The organism is Psychrobacter vallis (genome assembly GCF_904846715.1).
Classification (GTDB): Bacteria; Pseudomonadota; Gammaproteobacteria; order Pseudomonadales; family Moraxellaceae; genus Psychrobacter; species Psychrobacter vallis.
On record NZ_CAJHBU010000016.1, the window covers coordinates 1 to 20928 of the forward strand.

17 protein-coding genes are annotated in these 20928 nt (G+C 43.1%); 6 read left to right on the plus strand and 11 right to left on the minus strand.

Annotation, left to right across the window (positions count from 1 at the left end; all coding sequences use genetic code 11):
* Positions 1-196: 196 nt before the first annotated feature.
* Positions 197-682, minus strand: a complete 486-nt coding sequence (locus tag JMY02_RS10145; RefSeq protein ID WP_201597760.1) for a glutathione peroxidase — start codon at positions 680-682, stop codon at positions 197-199.
* A 163-nt stretch (positions 683-845) separates the two neighbouring features.
* On the minus strand, positions 846-1271 hold the full coding sequence (gene msrB, locus JMY02_RS10150) for a peptide-methionine (R)-S-oxide reductase MsrB (protein ID WP_201597761.1): 426 nt from the start codon (positions 1269-1271) through the stop codon (positions 846-848).
* Positions 1272-1591: 320 nt separating this feature from the next.
* Between msrB and JMY02_RS10155 the strand changes: the two genes are divergently transcribed.
* The gene (locus JMY02_RS10155) at positions 1592-3271 is read left to right on the plus strand and encodes an aminotransferase class I/II-fold pyridoxal phosphate-dependent enzyme (RefSeq protein ID WP_201597765.1); all 1680 of its coding nucleotides are present in this window, start codon (positions 1592-1594) and stop codon (positions 3269-3271) included.
* Positions 3272-3390: 119 nt separating this feature from the next.
* On the opposite strand, the gene JMY02_RS10160 is transcribed toward JMY02_RS10155, so the two are convergent.
* Both JMY02_RS10160 and JMY02_RS10165 read right to left on the minus strand, forming a co-directional pair.
* Positions 3391-4998, minus strand: coding sequence for an inorganic phosphate transporter (locus tag JMY02_RS10160; RefSeq protein WP_201597767.1), 1608 nt, complete (start codon positions 4996-4998; stop codon positions 3391-3393).
* 614 nt (positions 4999-5612) lie between these two features.
* Complete coding sequence (locus tag JMY02_RS10165) at positions 5613-7307, minus strand: ATPase (RefSeq protein WP_201597857.1); 1695 nt, start codon at positions 7305-7307, stop codon at positions 5613-5615.
* Positions 7308-7557: 250 nt separating this feature from the next.
* On the opposite strand from JMY02_RS10165, the gene JMY02_RS10170 reads away from it, so the two are divergent.
* The 4 genes from JMY02_RS10170 (at position 7558) to JMY02_RS10185 (ending at position 12095) form a co-directional block, all read left to right on the plus strand.
* Positions 7558-8271, plus strand: a complete 714-nt coding sequence (locus tag JMY02_RS10170; protein WP_201597769.1) for an FFLEELY motif protein — start codon at positions 7558-7560, stop codon at positions 8269-8271.
* A gap of 84 nt (positions 8272-8355) precedes the next feature.
* Positions 8356-9513: a bifunctional demethylmenaquinone methyltransferase/2-methoxy-6-polyprenyl-1,4-benzoquinol methylase UbiE gene (gene ubiE / locus JMY02_RS10175; RefSeq protein ID WP_227678472.1), complete on the plus strand. Its 1158-nt coding sequence runs from the start codon at positions 8356-8358 to the stop codon at positions 9511-9513.
* Between the two features lie 133 nt (positions 9514-9646).
* Positions 9647-10342: a ubiquinone biosynthesis accessory factor UbiJ gene (locus tag JMY02_RS10180; RefSeq protein ID WP_201597771.1), complete on the plus strand. Its 696-nt coding sequence runs from the start codon at positions 9647-9649 to the stop codon at positions 10340-10342.
* Positions 10343-10433: 91 nt separating this feature from the next.
* The gene (locus JMY02_RS10185; RefSeq protein ID WP_201597773.1) at positions 10434-12095 is read left to right on the plus strand and encodes an ABC1 kinase family protein; all 1662 of its coding nucleotides are present in this window, start codon (positions 10434-10436) and stop codon (positions 12093-12095) included.
* Between the two features lie 205 nt (positions 12096-12300).
* On the opposite strand, the gene ruvB is transcribed toward JMY02_RS10185, so the two are convergent.
* From ruvB to JMY02_RS10210, 5 genes are all read right to left on the minus strand, one after another.
* A complete protein-coding gene (ruvB, locus tag JMY02_RS10190) occupies positions 12301-13281 on the minus strand; it encodes a Holliday junction branch migration DNA helicase RuvB (RefSeq protein ID WP_201597875.1) in 981 nt (326 codons plus the stop codon).
* 158 nt (positions 13282-13439) lie between these two features.
* The gene (ruvA, locus tag JMY02_RS10195) at positions 13440-14063 is read right to left on the minus strand and encodes a Holliday junction branch migration protein RuvA (protein ID WP_201597775.1); all 624 of its coding nucleotides are present in this window, start codon (positions 14061-14063) and stop codon (positions 13440-13442) included.
* Between the two features lie 241 nt (positions 14064-14304).
* On the minus strand, positions 14305-15342 hold the full coding sequence (fba, locus tag JMY02_RS10200; RefSeq protein WP_201597778.1) for a class II fructose-bisphosphate aldolase: 1038 nt from the start codon (positions 15340-15342) through the stop codon (positions 14305-14307).
* Between the two features lie 437 nt (positions 15343-15779).
* A complete protein-coding gene (locus JMY02_RS10205; protein ID WP_201597779.1) occupies positions 15780-16166 on the minus strand; it encodes a hypothetical protein in 387 nt (128 codons plus the stop codon).
* Between the two features lie 259 nt (positions 16167-16425).
* On the minus strand, positions 16426-17640 hold the full coding sequence (locus JMY02_RS10210) for a phosphoglycerate kinase (RefSeq protein WP_201597780.1): 1215 nt from the start codon (positions 17638-17640) through the stop codon (positions 16426-16428).
* A gap of 696 nt (positions 17641-18336) precedes the next feature.
* On the opposite strand from JMY02_RS10210, the gene JMY02_RS10215 reads away from it, so the two are divergent.
* Positions 18337-18666, plus strand: coding sequence for a TraR/DksA C4-type zinc finger protein (locus JMY02_RS10215; protein ID WP_201597782.1), 330 nt, complete (start codon positions 18337-18339; stop codon positions 18664-18666).
* Between the two features lie 51 nt (positions 18667-18717).
* Here JMY02_RS10215 and JMY02_RS10220 read toward each other — a convergent pair whose 3' ends face one another.
* Positions 18718-19386, minus strand: coding sequence for a thiamine phosphate synthase (locus tag JMY02_RS10220; protein WP_201597784.1), 669 nt, complete (start codon positions 19384-19386; stop codon positions 18718-18720).
* Positions 19387-19501: 115 nt separating this feature from the next.
* The gene (locus JMY02_RS10225; protein WP_021813652.1) at positions 19502-20584 is read right to left on the minus strand and encodes a serine hydrolase; all 1083 of its coding nucleotides are present in this window, start codon (positions 20582-20584) and stop codon (positions 19502-19504) included.
* Positions 20585-20928: the final 344 nt, after the last annotated feature.

The following is a 20928-nucleotide window of genomic DNA, read 5'->3' on the forward strand; positions in this document are numbered from 1 at the left end:
CAGAAGCTAACTTAATTAAGTCCCCTTGCTGTGGGTGTGTATTATATAGATTTACACATGGCTGTCAAATAGTATTTACTGTTTTTTAACGTATTTTGAATATTTTTATGAGCTATGCTGACAACCATATGTTTTTATTGGTTTTATACTTTATAAAAAACCAATATTTTTTAACAACAACTCTTAACTTAGCTACTTACTTACTGGCTAATGCTTTTTCGATATCCGCTTTGATTGCTTCAGGTTTGGTGGTTGGTGCATAACGATCGATAACTTGCCCATCACTGCCAATTAAAAATTTGGTGAAATTCCATTTAATACCGTCGGTTAGCAAACCACCCTTTTGGTCTTTGAGCCATTTAAAAATTGGGTGAGCCTCTGCCCCGTTCACATCAACTTTTGCCATCATTGGGAAGCTGACACCATAGTTCTTTTGGCAAAATGCACCAATCTCATCATTGCTACCCGGATCTTGGCTACCGAACTGATTGCAAGGAAAGCCAATGACAACCAACCCTTGACTCTCATATTGTTTATGCAGCGCTTCTAGTCCTTCAAACTGTGGCGTAAACCCACATTTGCTTGCGGTATTGACGATTAGCAACACCTTCCCTTCATATTCAGAAAATTCTTGCGTGTTGCCGTCCATGCGCTCAGCGGTAAAATCATAAATAATGCTCATCATTTATCCTTAAATTGATTGATGTCTTATGTTGTTTGATTGGCAACGCTACTTTTTTTAATAATATTAATATACAGCGCCAATAATAAAAAAGGAAGCCACATGTGCTTCCCTTCTCTACTTCTAAAACTGTCTATGTCTAAGCTAAGAACCACGCTCAAAACTATTTTTCAGATTTATCCAAATCGATAGATACGGAGTTGATGCAATAGCGCATGCCTGTCGTTTCACGTGGTCCATCAGGGAAAACATGGCCTAGATGCGCGCCGCAGTTGCTACAGGTGACTTCTGTTCGAGTCATGCCAAGTGAATTATCGACATGCTCTTCTATAGCACTGTTATCGATTCCTTGATCGAAACTTGGCCAACCACAGCTGGCATCGAATTTACTGCTTGAATCGAACAAACTGGCGCCGCAGCCTTTACAGCGATAAACGCCGTCATCGGTCGCATCGTTATAAACACCTGTAAATGGACGCTCTGTGCCCTTCTCACGCATCACATGGTATTCATCCGCGCTTAGGCGTTCTTTCCAATCAGCTTCGGTAAGTTGGCTGATTTCTTCTTGACTTAGTTGATTGTCTTGCATGACTTATCCTTATTTAATTATGTATTATCTAAGCGGCAATGTTTGAGCAGCTAGCAAAATTTATCGTCATATTAATGTAAAAACGATGTGCTGTATCTGTTGGCTAGCTGTTCACTATTCAAGCCATATATTACAAGAATGGTACTGATGCACATTATCAGGAGTAGGTTATTACTTATATAATGCAAGATATTCTTGCAATTAATTATAATTTAAAAAATCTTGTATTGTACCTTGTATTAAACTGATATATGCAATAATATCTTGCATTAGCACTTTATCTAATACGAAATAATTGATTAAAAAAGGCTTGGATAAACATGGTCGATGACAATAGTAAAGACACACAAGCGGAACGGTTGGTACAGTTACGCCGCGATAAAGGCTTTACTGCTGAACAACTGGCTCAAGCGATGACAGCAGCAGGTGCAAAGGTTAGTCGCGGGGCGATTTCTAATTGGGAGCGTGGAACAAACGGCATTGTTTCATCCAAACTACCCACACTAGCGCGTATTTTGGGCTGTAGCGAAGGCTATCTATTGCGAGGCGAGCTAAAAAACGATGTCAATGACCATACCCCTTCAACAAATAGCACTTCAATAAACGACACTGCACATAAGAACGAAAGTTTAAGTGCAGATTCGGTTATTCATATACTACCGCATGATGAAAATTCGCTTCAACCAAAAACATCCATTACAGCCTCTACAAAGACAGCTTCTGATAGTCGCAAAAACTCACAAGACAACCCGATGAGCGGTCACTCTATGAATGCATTAAAAAAATCTGATAAATTGCAAAATGTCTGCTACGACATTCGTGGCCCTCTATTACAGACCGCTAATAGAATGGAGGCCGAAGGCAAACGCATATTAAAGCTTAACGTCGGTAATCCCGCACCTTTTGGTCTAGAAGCTCCTCATGAAATTTTGCGTGACGTGGCCATGAATTTGCCTGAGGCCACAGGATATTCGGATTCGCAAGGGATTTTTTCGGCGCGCAAGGCAGTATTGCAATATTACCAATCAAAAGGTTTGCTATCGGCAGTCGATGTCCGTGATGTCTATCTTGGTAATGGTGTCTCTGAGTTGATTGTCATGACCATGCAGGCGTTGATGAACGATGGTGATGAAGTTCTGATTCCAATGCCAGACTACCCGCTTTGGACGGCAGCAGCCAATCTATCTGGTGGTACGGCTGTCCATTATCGCTGTAATGAAGCAGATAACTGGCATCCTGATATCGAAGACATAAAGTCTAAAATTACCAGTAAAACCAAGGGCATTGTGGTAATTAATCCCAATAACCCGACAGGCGCACTTTATAGCGATGACTTGCTACGACAAATTATTGATGTCGCTAAAGAGCATGATTTAATCATCATGGCTGATGAGATTTATGATCGCATTCTTTATGATGATACCGTACACACGCCAATGAGCACCTTAACCGACGATGTCCTTGTGCTTTCATACAACGGCTTGTCAAAATCGCACCGTATTGCGGGATTTCGCGCAGGTTGGATGATGGTATCTGGTCGCAAGCAACATGCAGCGGACTTTATTGAAGGCTTGGATATGCTGGCATCCATGCGTTTGTGTTCTAATGTTCAAGGTCAGTATGCCATTCAAACAGCGATGGGTGGCTACCAAAGTATGAAAGATTTGACGTCGCAAAAAGGTCGTCTGTATAAGCAGCGTGAAATGGCGGTATCACGACTCAATGCGATTAAAGGCATTTCTTGCACCATGCCGCAAGGCGCGTTTTACTGCTTCCCCAAAATGGATCCTGAGGTATACCCTATCGAAGATGATATGAGCTTTATGATGGATTTGCTGATTGAAGAGAACGTGTTAATGGTGCAAGGCACAGGGTTCAATTGGGATAAACCAGATCACTTTCGCTTGGTGTTCTTACCAAACCTGCATGACTTAGAAAATGCGATGGATCGCTTAGACCGCTTCTTTGCCAAAAAACGTCAGCAATTTGGCACAAATTAAACCGTAATTTGATAGAAAAAAGCGCTGATCGGCATGATACCGATAAGCGCTTTTTATTGTTTTTAATGATACAACACAGTCTATTTGACTGTTTGAGCTGTATTAAAAATTAAACGGTCCTAAAAAATATTGCTCAATATGACATAGCTGATTGCTGACATTGTTGCAGCCGCAGGAAGAGTAATAACCCATGCCAAACCGATCGGCTTCATAAGTGCCCAATTGGTATCTCTATTGACAATACCAATGCCCAGTACTGCGCCTACTAAAGTATGCGTACTCGATACTGGCAGACCCAAAGTCGATGCGCCCATTACGACAGCAGCAGCAGCCAATTCAGCTGAAAATCCAGAAGCGGGATGCATTTTTGCCAAATTGGTACCGACGGTTTGAATCACCTCTTTACCAATGAACCAAAGACCGACGATCAGCGCCACACCAAAAGTCAACATCACAGCAGGAGGTACCGCAGCTTCTGACGCAATACTATTGGTACGAATCACATCCATAATCGCAGCAAAAGGACCGACAGCGTTGGCAATATCATTTGCACCATGACTAAAAGCAAACGCTGACGCAGTAAATACTTGCATCCAGCTAAACATAATAAACGTCGCTTTGGTCAAGTCTTCTTTATGTTTCCCGCGGATACTTTTGGTATAAATAAACGTCGCCAACCACACCAGCGCCGCTATCATGCCCATGATTAAAAAGCCTTGTAACGTCGTCATGCCACCATTAACGTTTTTAAGGCCTTTAAATACGACCAAAGAGGTCATCACCGCGCCGCCTGCAGCAGCAATAATAGGTACCCATTGCTTGAGTGCTTTTAGCGTATCAAGGTTACTACGCTCGTTCTCGATTTCATAAAGCTGTTTGTAATAATCAGTCTCTAAATCTTCAACGACGCAATCATCATCCTTATAGATTTCTTGATCGCGTAACATCGCCGACGTATAAGCCAATTGTTCTGACTCGGTCATAGCGTCCAAAAACTCTTTGTGGTTTTGCTTTAGGGTTTTTTTGTCGCCTTTCAGGTTTGCAAGATGCGCCTCTGTCCTATCATTATACTCAATGATATTCTTTTTAATTTGTCCATACAGTAAATAGGCCAATACACCACCTAATAATGGTGACAATACCCAAGAAATGACGATAGTGCCAATCGTGCCCCAATTGACGGTAGATAACGCCATTTCAGTACCACCTAACGTGATACCCAATACGATAGAACTGCCGACGACCCCACCGATAATAGAATGCGTGGTCGATACTGGTAAACCCTTACGAGTGGCAATTAGCAACCAAAATGCGGCCGCAATAAGCGCTGAAAGCATGACATAAATAAACTGGTTGGGTGTCACCGATAGGCCATCTAAATCGACAATACCACTTCGAATGGTGTCTGTCACTTCACCACCTGCCAGCACTGCGCCAGATACTTCAAATATCGCCGCGATACCCAGCGCTTGCGGGATAGTCAATGTGCCCGCACCCACTGACGTACCAAAAGAGTTGGCGACATCGTTACCACCAATATTGAATGCCATAAAGACACCAAATGCGGTTGCCACAATAAATAGCGTCGTCTGTTGACGCATTGTGTAGTCTAGACCCCACCACAAAAAGTAGGCGGTCATCGCAATCAGTAAAATGGCAAAAAATAAATTTATTCTCATAGAGCCGACTGTTTTGGTTGACTCTGTAGAACTGCTGCTAATACCCATACGTTGATACGTCCTGCGTAAGCTGATTGAAATTATATGCGGTTGATGGCATTGCGTCGCTATCGATAATGTTTGTTATGGCATTTGACATTAAGATAACGTGAATAAAACGCGCAACGTGCTCTATAAATAGCGTGTTTTCTAATGACTGTTTTGATGCACTACCCTATCGCTTTGACGTTTGGCTTTACTTGACGATATTAAATAAGGTAAAACATCATTCCATAGATCACAAAGCCGCAAGTAATATTGCCAAATCATCTGATTACAGCATCTTGCGGCTTAGATTTTTATAGTGATATCTTTGATATAAATAATGAGCACTGTCAAAATCTTGGTCGAAACGGTTAAGACATCTGCATCAAACAACCAAAATACTCTGCTTGCTGGGTACAGCCAAATGCACAGCAGAGTCTATGACGCGCTATTATATTAAATATAAGCACATAATGCATGATGATATTACGAGATTTGTAACTGCCAGTGTATGACTCAGGCAATGTCATTATTCAACTGGCAATTATAGCCTTTTTTCATCACTTTTCTAGGGCGTGTCCTCATTTTAAAAATTTAAACAGCGCCAAAATTATAACGCGCAATATATGCTAGTTTCCCTATACTTCTGACAATTGCTCAATCGCATGATCCAAAATAGCCAATCGCGCTTGACGCTTTTCATTGGTCGCTATAACACACCAAGGCGCAGCTTTTGTATCAGTACGTGCCAGCATGTCAGCAGCTGACTGTACGTAATCTGACCACTTATCGCGGTTGCGCCAATCATCGTCAGTTAACTTAAATTGCTTATGCGGGGTCTCTTCGCGCGCTTTGAAACGTTTCAGCTGTTCTTTTTTATCGATGGCCAGCCAGTATTTGATGACGATTGTACCAGCTGCTGTGAGATCCGCTTCAAAGCGATTGATTTCATCATAAGCACGTTGCCATGCCTCATCGTCAGCAAATCCTTCAACACGCTCAACCAAAACCCGCCCATACCACGTACGATCAAAAATGGCGATACGGCTGACGCGATTTCTTTGTTCACTGGGTAATTTTGTCCAAAAACGCCACAGATAAGGGTGCTGTGATTCGTATAGCATCGGCGCACCAATATTATAAATTTGATATTCTCGTGGGTCGAGAGGCGCAACCAATCTTTTAATCGCGCCGCCCTTGCCAGCAGCATCCATTCCTTCAAATGCAAAAACAATATGACGACCTTGGCGGGCACGTAGGAGTTCAGCGAGGCGAGTTTGTTTTTCTGCCAACGCGGCACGATAGTCAGACTTATCTAGCTCTGAATCATCGATATTTTTTAGGCGCTTAGGTATTTTGACAGCTTCGAATTTTTCGGGTTCGATTGCTTGATCCGGCGACTTATCAACGGCAGATTTCGCAGACTGTGGCTCATTTTTGGCAGAGTTATCAACAGTTGTTTTACTACTCACTAACGCGGTTTGCATGGCGTGCAGTACTTCGTGACAAAACTGTTCGGCAGCTTGCGACTTGTCTTCGCCATCAATGATGATCCAATCTTCCTGCTGTCTTAGCAGAGTCACTGCCACGTCATTAAATGTCTCGATGACTTTTTTGCTATTCCAATCAATTTGATACAAGAACTGTGGATCTGCTTCGCTGTCATTTAGCCGCGCTTGTAGTGTATCAATATCGACATGAAACCAACATTTTAGTAATCTGGTTTGATTGGCGACCAGATCTTTTTCGAACTCTTTTAGCCTAATAAGTTGCTGCTGCAAATAATCTTGCCATGTTGTGATAGTAAGTTGATTGATGTTTTCATCACTATCATTTTTTGACTGTTTACCTTTTACCTGATTATTGCCCTCTTCATTGTCTAACGTTGCCATACGCATGACGTTATAAAGCAAATCGGCATACCAGTTGCCAAAGTACACCATCACATCACCATGACGCGGCATAACCTTGGTATGTGCTTGCCAAATTGGCTGATAATCCAATGGACAATCACCAATGATCGCCTCAACTTTTAAAAGCCGAGGATCTACCCATTGGCGCAATTGTTTAACGGCTGTGCCCTTACCTGCCTGCTCCATACCATTGACGAGCACCAACAGCCCTGTGGGTTTGTTGGTAGTGGGCGGCGTCTGTTGGCGCGTGGCGCGTAGTGCATATTGGGCAGTGACCAATGCCAATCTCAGTGCATCCTTGTCCATAGAAAACTGACTGATAGGATTGGGCGTTAATCGCTCCTCTATGATGTGCTGGCTAAACTGGGCACTGACTGACTGCGGTGCGGCTGGTTCCGTCGTATTGTTCTTTTTACTCATCATTGGACTCCTCTTATAATTGAAAACTCACCAGCTCAATCATAGCATTGGCCTCATTGAGTAAATAACGCTGCTATGTAACAGTTTGACGTTTGTATTCTGCTTTATTTTCTTTTAAGGTATTCACAATCTGAGAGGCACGCTTTGAGACATATTATTAAGCATCAATAGAAGCCTAACGCTCAGCACTACTTTGCTCGTCTGACTCTTGCTTCAGTTATAACTTTTACTTTTATAGAGGATTTTTACCATGTCTGCTTTAGCCGATTTACAACAGCATTTGATACGTTTTTGGGCACTACCACATCATCAAGATGCTGCACTAAACACCAAGCTCAATGAAGTACAAGCATGGCAACAATCGCGACTCCAGCGTACTCATAGTGAGCTGTTTGAACAACCAAAGAATCAGCTGATGGCAGATTACTTTTTAACAAAACTGTATGGTGGTGAAGAGTTTAAATTGTTGGCCAAACAATTAGAACGCATTCTTCCAAAAGCCAAAAAGCTTGAACGGCTTGCTAAGGAATCAGCGTTAGAGGCCGGGAGTATGGGGATTCAAGCAGCAATTTTAGCGATTGAGTTGGATTTACATTTGGCAAGATGGCTGTTAGCTCAAGATTTGCCAGTAAACGAAGACAATATGCTGGCGGCGTATCGCGCGGTCGATGAAGCAGATGAGCGCCGCGTACAGATTGGCAACCTAAAAGAAGTCTGCTATCGCACCGACAAACACCTAAATTCCTTTATGCTCAAAAAAGCATTTGCCTTGGCTAAAGGCACCGCCTACCGTTATGACTTCAAACCCCTTTATGACTTTATTGATACAGGCTTTAAAGCCATGAAGCCCCTGAAAAGTGTGAGCAGCTTTATTGAACCGTTTTGTGAGCGTGAGCTTGAGATTATTGACCAAGTTCATGAGACGGATAATGGCGGTAAGCCAGTAGCGTTTGGTGTATCATAGGACTAATGACGTGCTTAGCTACTATAACGGCCACTTTATGTGTCGCAAAAAGACAACCGCAAAAATAAATAATAGGATAATACTATGACCGATACTGCAAATAATAATAACGCTCATCTTAACCAACAGCCTACTAGCAACGGTCATTTACAGGATAAATTGGTCAAAGACAGTATTGCCCACAGCCAAAATATCAGTGCCCAAGTGCGCCAAAGCCAAATACCCAATACAGTTGTGTCCGAGACCGTAACAAAAAATAGTAGTAACCGCACTAACGATTTTACGCAAGTCCAAGACCTACCCACTGGAGCGCCACAAGGTCAACAAAACACCATGCCAGTTAACAGCACGAGTCACAGCACTGCCAATCATACTGTAGATAGCAATGTAGACAATGGTAACAGCAGCAGCGCAAACCATGCCTCTACACAGACCAAAAAGACAACCCTCTTTAATCAGCGTGACGATATTAATAACCCGCATACGCCTGATACCGATGGTAATGAAGAAACGCATTTTGGCTACAAAACGGTCAACAAAGCTGAAAAACAAGCACGCGTGGCTGACGTTTTTACGTCCGTCGCCAAAAAATACGACATCATGAATGACTTGATGTCTTTTGGTATTCATCGTCTGTGGAAACGCTATGCCATTAGTCTATCAGGCGTACGTACTGGTCAGCATGTGCTCGACATCGCTGGTGGCACGGGTGATTTGGCCAAAGTCTTTAGCCGTGAAGTTGGCAGAAACGGTCACGTAGTACTATCAGATATCAACGCAGCAATGCTAGAAGTGGGCCGTGAGCGCCTTATCAATGCTGGCTGTAACAATGTAGATTTTGTATTGGCAAACGCTGAGACTTTAGCGCCTTTTGATGATGAAAGCTTCGATTTGGTCACCATTAGCTTTGGTTTACGTAATGTCACCGACAAAGATGCGGCTCTAAAAGCCATGTACCGTGTGCTTAAGCCAGGTGGTCGTCTGTTGATTTTGGAATTTTCAAAACCCGTCTTTGAGCCATTATCAAAAGCCTATGATTTATACTCATTTACCGCGTTACCGATTATGGGTAAGCTGATTGCCAATGATTCCGAAAGTTATCAATATCTGGCTGAATCGATTCGTATGCATCCAGATCAGCAAACGCTAAAACAAATGATGCAACAAGCGGGCTTTGAAAACTGTGATTATCATAACCTGACTGCTGGTATCGTCGCCGTACATCGTGGTTTTAAAGCTTAAAGCTACGATAATATGGATATAGTCGATATTAAATAAAATGGATACACGACATTGTGGCGCGGGACTGGTACAAATTTGTCCCTAATAAACGATGCGCTTGTTAAAGGCGCTCAACTATATATGCGAGAGCCTTATGCTAACTGTCTTACTTTTGGCTGGTGCCGAAAAACTGATTAACTTTGCTATTGCTAGTGATGAGATTACCAAAGCTGGTCTTGCACCGCTCGCGGGCAAAGTGTTACGACTGAATATGGCTATGCCTGAGGTGAATTTGGATATTCTGTTCACCCATGAGCATTTGCGGTTTGAGCCAGTGACTACCGATAGCGTATTTGAGCCAAGCGGCCACATGGATGAGCGCCAAAAAGCCAGTATGGAACGCGCACGACTTGGTCATAGCCGTCCCGACTGTGTCATCACCGTGGATAATCCCGCCCAACTACTCAATCTGATGCGCGGCGGCGCTGGTAATTTACCGATTGCTGGTGACTACAAAGTATTAATGCAGCTTAAACAACTGATAGCAGGCTTTGATCCGGATGTCGCAGGTCAGCTTGAACCACTGATTGGTAAGCCCATGGCGAGCCAGTTACATCTGCTCATATCACAGCTCAAAGGCAGCTGGCGACACAGTGCCAAACGTGCATTTGATGACGTCAGTGACTGGGCCAATGAGGTAACCGGTAACGGTATTCCTGATCCTGTGGAAGCAGCGGAAGTTAATGATCTTAAACAGCAACTGCTAAAACTTCGCACTGATATCGAACGTGAAGAAGCCAGACTGGCCGCTATCAAAGATGAGCAAGCTCACTTACTCAATAACCGTTAATCAACAATTTTTAACGGTTATTGAGTAAAATCATCTATAAATACGCACTGCCCTGTCCTATGTCCGACTTTATTTAGAGTACCTAGACCTTATGCTATTATCTCATCGCGCCCGTTTACTTGAGCTTTGGCGTATCGCCGCAACCTACCGAATTGACACGCATCTCTCTATCGAAGAAGCGCCGCAGCTGCAACCTTTAGCGCGCATGATCCGTTTACATCCAGCAGCTTGGGGCAAAGCGCATCAACCAAACGCCATCAAATATGCGCTCGAAGACATGGGTACGCTGTTTTTGAAACTGGGACAGCTGCTCTCTACGCGTCGTGATTTGGTGCCACCTGAAATTATTGCCCAATTGGTTCAACTACAAGATAAGGTAAAACCTTTTGACTCTAATGTTGCCATTGCGCAAATACAAGATCCTAAACACGGTCTTGGTCAGTCGATTGGTACTTTATTTGCACGCTTCGATGTAAAGCCTTTGGCCGCCGCCTCGATTGCGCAAGTGCATACCGCAGCCTTTCATGATGGCCGTGAAGTGGTGATAAAAGTAGTACGTCCTGATATTCGCACTACCATCGTTGCTGACTTTGAGCTATTACGTGAGTTGGCCAATTGGGCATCTGCTCGTATTGAAGCAGCACGCGCCATCTATATCATCGATATTGTCGAAGATTATCGCCAAGTAATGCTCAATGAGCTGGATTTGACGCTCGAAGCGGACAATACCACGCAAATGCGCAATAACTTTTTAGGCTCTGCATTAATGTATGTGCCTGAGGTCTATGATGCTGCCAAAAACGTGATGGTTATGGAGCGTATTCAAGGTGTGCCTATCTCACAAGTGGAGATATTCGATAAACTTGGCTATGACCGTGCCACACTGGCCAAAAAAGGACTAACGATATTTTTTACTCAAGTCTTTCGCGACAACTTTTTTCATGCGGATATGCATCCGGGTAATGTCTTTGTAGAGACCCCGCCCGTCAAAACATTAAGTGCTGACATTGCAGCGACAGATTTAGGTCATGAACCCCGCTATATCGGTCTTGACTGCGCCATCATGGGTACACTATCCAAAGACGATCAACTTATCGTAGCGCGTATGCTCTTGGCTGTTATGAATAATAACTTCACCGCGATGGTTGATATTGTGAGCCGTGCGGGATGGATACCACCCAATACCGACAAGCACGCGCTGATGCGTGATATGAAACGCACGGTCGGTCCAATGCTACAAAAATCCATTAACGACATCGATTTTGCGGGTGTCTTGATGCAGATTTTAGATATTGCGCGTCGCCATCACATGAGCATTCCCCCGCAATTAATGCTACTCCTTAAAACTTTGGTGCATGTTGAAGGACTCGGACGCGATTTATATCCCGATCTAGACATTTGGTCACTGGCCAAACCCATCTTAAGCAGTTGGATCAAAGAACAACTAGACCCGATGCGTAACTTGCAACAGTTACGTCAGCAGTTACCAGAAATTCTGTTATCAACCACGGATATTCCCAAACTGCTAGATCAAGGGTTACAAAGCCTTGCCTCACAAGGATCAAGACAAGACAGTCAACTGCGTGAGATACAGCAAATACGTGCTGATATGCTTAACGACCGTCGCCGCGATTGGCTGGCACTTGCAGGCTTTGCCGTTTTCATCGCTATTGCAACACAGGTTGTCGGCTGGCTCTCGCCTATCTTTTATGTATTGGCTATTTTGGTTGTCATTTGGCGGATTTTAGCTTAAACGGCTAACGTCATTTATTGTTCTATAGCCAATCAACTATAAAACACGTGCAGTGCTACTAGGATAAATTTTCGTAACTTGTATATGTGCAGGCATAACAAGCAAGAAAAAGTCATCTGAGCAGCACGTTATAATGGCTGTGCCTTTTTTATTTAGAATCAACTATAAATATCAGATCTTTATGAAAACCTACCATCACTTATAGTCAAAGCATTTGATCGATTGCCATCTGTGTCAATACACGCCCACGAGCCGTACGAAGCACATAACCTTGCTGAATAAGATACGGCTCAATCACGTCCTCAAGTGTACCGCGATCTTCGGCCATCGCAGCGGCGACCGCTTCAACGCCTGCAGGACCACCATCAAAACGCTCTTGTAAAATTTCAATGTAGCGTCTATCCAAGTGATCGAGACCACGTCTGTCAACGGCTAGCATGTCTAGCGCACTACCAGCAATTGCACCGTTGATACTGCCGTCACCTCTGACTTCGGCATAATCACGCACACGGCGTAATAAACGATTGGCAATCCTTGGTGTACCACGAGCACGGCGGGCAATCTCAACCGCCCCATCCTCACTCATCGGTACACGCATCAAGCGTGCAGCGCGGCTGACGATCGTCGTCAAATCAGCAATATTATAAAACTCAAGGCGCTGAACAATACCAAAACGATCGCGTAATGGGGAGGTCAATAGCCCTGCTCTCGTCGTTGCCGCCACCAAAGTAAATGGTGGTAGATCAAGCTTGATAGAGCGCGCGGCAGGCCCTTCACCAATCATAATATCCAGCTGAAAATCTTCCATGGCTGGATAAAGTATCTCTTCAATAACCGAGCTTAAACGATGAATCTCGTCGATAAATAGCACATCACCTGCTTCTAAATTGGTTAGCATCGCTGCCAAATCGCCCGGACGCTCAAGGACAGGACCCGACGTTGAACGCAGATTGCCACCCATTTCACGAGCGATAATATTGGCAAGTGTCGTCTTACCCAAACCCGGCGGCCCAAAAATAAGCGTATGATCCAACGGTTCATTACGACCCCGTGCAGCCCCAATAAACACTTCCATCTGCTCACGTACTACTGGCTGGCCAATATATTCCGCTAGTAATGCTGGTCGGATATTGGCATCTGGCGCATCACTTGCTCCTTCTAGCGGATTAATTAAACGATCTTGCATCATAAGTTTTATCATTATATTAAAAAATTGAGTACTAAATAGCATAACCAAACGCTACGCATAAGTCATGCAAAACATCATAAAGCTTGCGGCGAAACAAAAACAAGCGACATATAATGTCGCTTGTTTTTAATCGCTGTTATTGTATAAAAATACTGCTACTTAAAACTTTGAAACTGTTGCAAAGTGGCTTTTAACAAGCCTTGCGTATCGGCAAAGACTTCGCCATTACTTTTCGCCGCTTTGATGGCTTGCTGTGCTTCTTTTTCTTTATAACCCAAGCTAATCAATGCACCCTCTACCTCAGCGATAATATTGCCTTCGTCTGATACGGCTACGGACTGATGCGTCAATTCTAAAGACGTATTATCAACGTCGATATTTTTAAGCTTGTCTTTTAGTTCAATCAATAAACGTTGGGCTGTTTTTTTACCAATACCCGGAATACGGGTCAAAGCGGTTTCTGACTCCTGCTCAACATGCATCTTAAGCTCGGCCCCTGACATCGCTGACAGCATCGCTAGTGCCATTTTTGCCCCTACGCCGTTGATTTTTATCAATTGACGAAAGACATCACGCTCTTTACGATCGATAAAACCATAGAGCAACTGCGCATCTTCACGAACATGAAAATGCGTCCAAATGCTGGCTTGCTCATTCAGGTGGAGTTGGCAAAATGAAGGCAATGGCAGCTCAACATCATAACCCACACCAGAAGTAGTCATGATACAGGCTGTCGGCACCATCAAATACTGCACCTGTCCGGTAATCAATCCAATCATCACTTACTACCTCTTATAAGGGCTATTATAGAAATACAATCCACTGTCACTTCAGGATTCATGACCGTATAGTCGATGCTAAATAAAACAGATACATTATATTGCAATGCTGAACTGGAATACATTTTTCTCGCTTGCTGTGCCTTCGCAGACAGAGACTACAAAAAATTTATTCCAGTCCCGCTGTATCATTCTTTATAGTGAACCCACTATATTAACGGCTATTTTTTACCAGTGTCATTTACTGATAAAATGCAACCATACCTTCGAGGCTGATTGGGCGAATCTTATGCGCTTGACCAGCAGAACCAAAGGCTTCAAAACGATTGGTACAGATATCAGACATCGCGACCATAGACGCTTTGAAATATTTACGTGGATCAAACTCACTTGGGTTCTTTGTAAGAAACTCACGGATAGCACCTGTCGACGCTAGACGCAGATCAGTGTCGATATTGACTTTACGTACGCCGTGTTTGATCGCTTCAACGATTTGCTCAACTGGCACACCATAAGTCTCACCAATATCACCGCCATTCTCATTGATGACTTTTAGCCATTCTTGCGGTACTGATGACGAGCCATGCATTACAAGGTGGGTGTTCGGAATACGCGCATGAATCTCTTTTACCCGCTCAATAGATAAAATATCACCCGTTGGTGGACGCGTAAATTTATAAGCGCCGTGGCTTGTGCCAATCGCAATGGCCAACGCATCGACGTTGGTGTCTTTTACGAATTGTTCGGCTTCGTCAGCGCTGGTCAATAATTGCTCATGATCCAATACACCTTCTGCACCAGAACCGTCTTCTTCGCCTGCCATTCCTGTTTCAAGACTACCCAAACAACCGATTTCACCTTCTACAGAAACACCGCACGCATGTGCCATTTTGACAACTTCGCGAGTAACGCTGGCATTATAATCATAGTCCATTGGTGTTTTACCATCTTCACCAAGTGAGCCATCCATCATGACTGATGAAAAACCCAGCTGAATGGAGCGCTGGCAAATAGCTGGTGACATACCATGGTCTTGATGCATCACTACTGGAATATGTGGCCATTCTTCGATGGCAGCAATAATCAGATGACGCAAAAATGCTGACCCTGCATAACTACGCGCGCCAGCACTGGCTTGAACAATGACAGGTGAGTCACAGGCGTCGGCCGCCATCATGATTGCACGCATCTGCTCTAAGTTATTGACGTTAAAGGCAGGGACACCGTAGCTGTGCTCGGCGGCATGATCTAGAAGTTGACGTAACGATATTAAAGCCATAAGACGCTCTCTGATTAAATTTTGAATATGATATTAAGAAATCATTCTTAAAAATACGATGTTGCAACAATTGCCCTAAAATCCTAGCCTTATATAGCCAGACCAGCGAAAAACCGGTGTTTTTTATCGTAATTATTACGCCGTGATTATAGCAAAAATTGTCACCGCTTCGTAGCGCTTAGCCGACTATTTATTTCTTTGCTTAATTTATAAAAAATATGGTCGGTTTTTATCAATCTATTTGGTAGGACTTATCGCATATACAGGTTTATTATAAATACCCATAAACCAAATACCTTATTGTCTTTGATTTGCCTGTGCTAGATGAATGTTTTAAATACAAAAAAGCCTTGGCTATTACCAAAGCTTTTTAAATATTTTGAGGGCTTATAAAGCAATTAGTATTTATAACCAATGCCTAAAATTAAAACTGCTAATTAGTACTGTTGCTCTGCTTCTACTGCATTTTCACTGGCTTTATTCTCAACAGCAGATGCGCCATCGGCAACCACTTCAGCAGTATTGGCAACGGCTTCATTTGCGCCTACCACAACCGCTTCACCAGTATTTGCTAGTGCATCAGTAGCATTAGCACCGGCAGTTTCAGCGCCTTCGGCAACTTCAGTGCCAGCATTTTGAGCAGCAACTTCTGCTTCAGCAGCGGCAGCTTCGGTTTCAGCAGCAGCGGCTTCAGTATTGGCAGCAGCATCATCGCCTGCAGATTCAACAGCAGCTTCAGTGTTCTCTTCTGTCTGTTGGCTACATGCAGTAACTGCAAAAGTGCCAGCAAGTACGCTAGCAAGTAATAAATGACGTTTTAACATAATAAACCTCTCGTAAATAAAGCATGTCAAAATACATGGTTGCGCTATTTTATAGAGTGCAAATAAGACATGCAATAACAATTTTCAGTTTAGAAACAAATAATTACTACTTAAGAGTCCATCACGAGGTGAGCTTATATACTCATAAACTTGTTGATTTTAATCTCAGCAGTCATGACCTCGTTTTTGTAGCCTACCTTAGATATTAAATGGTGGTTGTATTTCTAATGTTACCAAATGTCTAAGTATCATGAAACTATCACGCATCAATCTGTAGGGCTGCAACCGCTGGTAGCACCTTACCTTCTACAAATTCTAAGAATGCACCGCCACCTGTTGACATATAGCTTACCCCATCCGCAACTTGATATTTATCAATTGCCGCCAAGGTATCACCGCCACCCGCAATCGAAAAACCTTCACTGTCTTTGACAGCCTCCGCCAATATTTGCGTACCACTGCCAAAAGCATCTACTTCAAAAACACCTACCGGCCCATTCCACAAGATGGTTTTTGCATGGCTCACTGCATCGGCAAGCTGCTGTGCACTTTCAGGCGCGATGTCTAATATCATGTCATTGTCGCCAATCGCATCAACAGATTTGATGGTAGCAGTGGCTTGCTGTAGTGAACCAATAAAATCATCAAAATTGATGTCATTTTTATCTGCTACGACAACATATTCAGGCAATAAAATCTCAGTTTTGCTCATAATCTCACGAGCAGTATCAAGCAAATCCGCTTCATATAAGGAAGCACCCACACTATGACCTTGTGCGGCTAAAAAAGTATTGGCAATGCCACCGCCAACGATAATTTGGCTGCATACTTCTGCCAAACTATGAAGTACTTCTAACTTTGTCGATACTTTCGATCCACCAACGATAGCCAACATGGGCTGTGCTGGCGTTTCAAGCGCCAAACTCAAAGCATCCAATTCGGCGGCTAGCAAAGGTCCGGCGCATACCGTTTTACCTGCTTGACGCATGGCTTGAGTGACGCCTTCAGTTGACGCTTGCGCACGGTGTGCTGTACCAAAAGCATCCATTACAAACACATCGCACAAATCTGCATATAGTTTCGATAAAGTGGCATCATTTTTCTTTTCACCGATGTTGAAACGTACGTTCTCTAACAAGACAACTTCACCAGCTTTAATCGACACGCCTTGCGTCAAATAGTCACGATTGAGATTGACTGGAGTAGACAGTTGTGAGCCGAGCTTATCAGTCAAATAGTCAGCCACAGGTGCCAACGAATATACGGCTTCAGGCGCTCCCTCAGTGGGACGTCCTAAATGCGAGCAAACGATGACGGCAGCACCTTTTTCTAGTGCTAGCTTAATGGTAGGCAAACTTGCTTGCAAGCGAGCATCGCTCGTAACCTTACTGTTTTTGATAGGCACGTTTAAATCTTCTCGAATCAATACTACTTTATCCGTTAAGTTCAGCTCACTCATACGCAAAAAATTCATTACCTGCTCCTATGGATCAATCTGTTGGTTAATTTACGGTTACTATTATTACTGAAGAATTGTTATAAAAAGATGGCGATCAATTGCTATTTATTGGCTGTGTTTTATCGATTTGTCTTGCTGCACGTTAAATCCACTGTATTCAATAGGCGTAGTAAGCAAAAATTAACGGCGGTGTATTCTACCAGCTTTTTGGCAGTTGCTCATAGAGAACCTCTCTGGATTTGACTATCATAATTTAATGAACGCAACAGCATAATTTAATGAACGCAACAGATTAACACCACATTGCAAGCGAAAAACTTTCGGACCGATTCGAAGACAAATTAGGGCGTGTTGAGCATTCGACCATGGCACTGACAGAGACTATTTTTTTAGGCAATTCGAAGGTAAAAATAGTAAGTATAGTTATTCTATACGGCTATTTTTAACAATGAAGCGGCAAAAAAGAGTCCTGTCCCCTGTTTTTATGATTGGGGCTGATGCTAAAACTGCCCCATACGGTGTTGCAAGCCTCGCTAAGGTATTAACATTATCATCGACTTGCGCCTTGTCTGGAACAATTTTAGCAATCAGCAGTGCCTATTTGTGAATATCAAACACGCCCTAAATATCAGTAACACTTTGTGGTGGTACTCATCAGTTAGCCTCTTTAAAATAGAACCGTTAACAATAAAAATTCATTAGGAGAATACAATGAGTATCGATCTAAATGCTGCTAAGCAAAGTTTATTAAAACTGAAAGATGAATACGAAACTCGAATCGACAAAATCGAAGATCATATTCAAAACCCACAAGACGATCTGAATGAGCATTGGGAGGATCAAGCGATTTCTTATCGTCAGAACGACATGCGCAAGAACCTTATGGGTGAAGCACGTCAAAGCTTAGTTCACGTCGAGAATGCCTTAAGCCGCATTGAAAATGGCACTTATGGTGCGTGTGAAGTATGCGGCGAAAAAATCGAAGAGCAACGCCTAGAAGCACTTCCTTATGCGACCTTATGTATGGATCATGCGGCATAGTATGGCGGTCAGTCCTACTACTTTTAGGGTAGTCATTATTCAGGTTTGCTATTATAAAGCAGGCTTATTCCAATTGGAAAATGCCTGCTGCCATTGCTGACAGCGATTTGCGATGCGCTCTACTGGCAAATCCATAATATCGCCAACGACCGCCACATACGTAATGGGCAAACCTACCAGCTCTGAGACGTTTTCTGCCGTCAGTCCCCCTATCACGCACATCGCTATACCCTGCTGACAACCTTGCATCAGCTGCGACCGAGAAACAATATCAGCGTTTGGCTTAGTTGTAGAAGTAAAAACAGCACCCATTGCCGCGTAACTTGCCCCATCATTTTTCGCCTCAGCAACCAAATCCATATCACCGTGACAAGTGCGGCCGATGATCTGATCTGAGGCTAATTGCTGTTTAGCGTCACTAATATCGCCATCGGTTTGACCCAAATGCACACCAACGCCAAGCTTTTTTGCCAAATCAATGCCATCATTTATGACAACTGCCACGTTATGAGCTTTGGCCAAAGTAACTATTTTTAGCGCTTCTTCATAAAGTCTTGCTTCACCATCAGGCAATGTCAGTGTTTGTTTGCGCCTAACTTGTAATAACGCGATCAACCCTGTTGCCAATGCTGCCTCCAATTTCTGATAAAGAAGTGCAAATTCATCGTCATTGGTCAGTAAATATAGTCGCGGCATAGGAGAAGTCAATGATTGAATCATGTTATGCATCCTTGATTTCAACAAAATAAAAAGGCTGTTATATAACATAACAGCCTCTTTATAAATGCTTACTTTTTTATAAATACTACTTTTTATAAAAATTTGAGCAATAAGCTTACACTGTGCGGCGAGTCGCCAAACTGTTGAGAATGTTTTTTGCATCGCCCCAACGCGTGGCTGAGCTGTTCGCTCCTAATATGACAATAATAGCTGGGCGATTATTCACACGCGTTTCCATTACCACACAACGGCCTGCTTCATTGATGAAGCCTGTTTTTGAAATACCAATTGGATAAGCACCATCACGAACTAGGCTACTGGTATTATTGGCTTTATAAGTACGATTACCACTAGAGTAATTAGAAACATAAAAGTCATAATTTTTGGTGGTAGAAAAACGACGAATCACATCGTAATTACCAGCAGCACGTACCATTTTTACCAAGTCTTTCGATGAAGCCACGTTACGCTTATCAAGACCCGTTGGATCACCAAAGAAAGCCGTGGTCATACCCAAATCTTGAGCTTTGCGGTTCATCGCACGCATAAAGGCGCTATAGCCACCTGGATAGTTACGGGCAAGACTCTTCGCTGCTGGGTTTTCTGACTTCATTAATGCCATTAACAGCATTTCAGCACGATTGAGACGGTCGCCTGATTTGAGGTTTGAGCTGGCACGCTTAGGGCCGACAAAATCCTCTGGATCAAGTGTAAGCTCTTCACGCATATCGAGACCAGCATCCAACACAACCATCGCCGTCATTACTTTGCTAATACTGGCCATAGGACGGGCAATATCAGCGTCTTTTTCGTAAATAGATTCACCCGTTTCGGCATCAATAACCGCGACACTACGCGAATCCACACTGATTGGAATCATGTCACTACTACCGAATGCGCCGCGGTAAGTCGTATTATAGCGATTACTACTATTGTTACTGCTACTACCGAAATTATTGGCATTAGTGATGGTGGTCGTACCATAGCCGCTATCCACTTTTTTGATAGCAGAGCCATTGGATTTGTACATAATATTGCGGGCTTCAGACAAACTATCAGCACCGCCCCAACTCATACGGGCACTAGAGCCAGTATCAGTGCTACCATTAATAGTAAGTGCGGCTTGTGCAACACTGCCCAAACTCAATGAAATCATAGCAGCGATCAATTGCTGTTTGGTTAATGGTAGTTGCTTCATCATTATGCCTCCTGCTGTCGTTATCACGCCAATGACCTACTGTCTGACGCCATGAACGTACGTAGCGTTTATGGATGTGTTTGTAAGTACTCGTATAGAGTTTTTATATTTTTAGTGTATCATGGTTTAGATTTAAGTCTAAGGTATCAAGCTGATTTAATGGTTTATTTTGGACTCATTCAAATTTTGCTACAACCACTTTATATTACAGAAACATTAATTCACATTTTAGCAATATATCTTAACTCTATGAGCACTCATCATCCGCTTTTTGTTATATAAAGTCATGATATCTGTATAATATAGTAGCAATATTTTACATTGATAAAAATTAAAAACTCAAG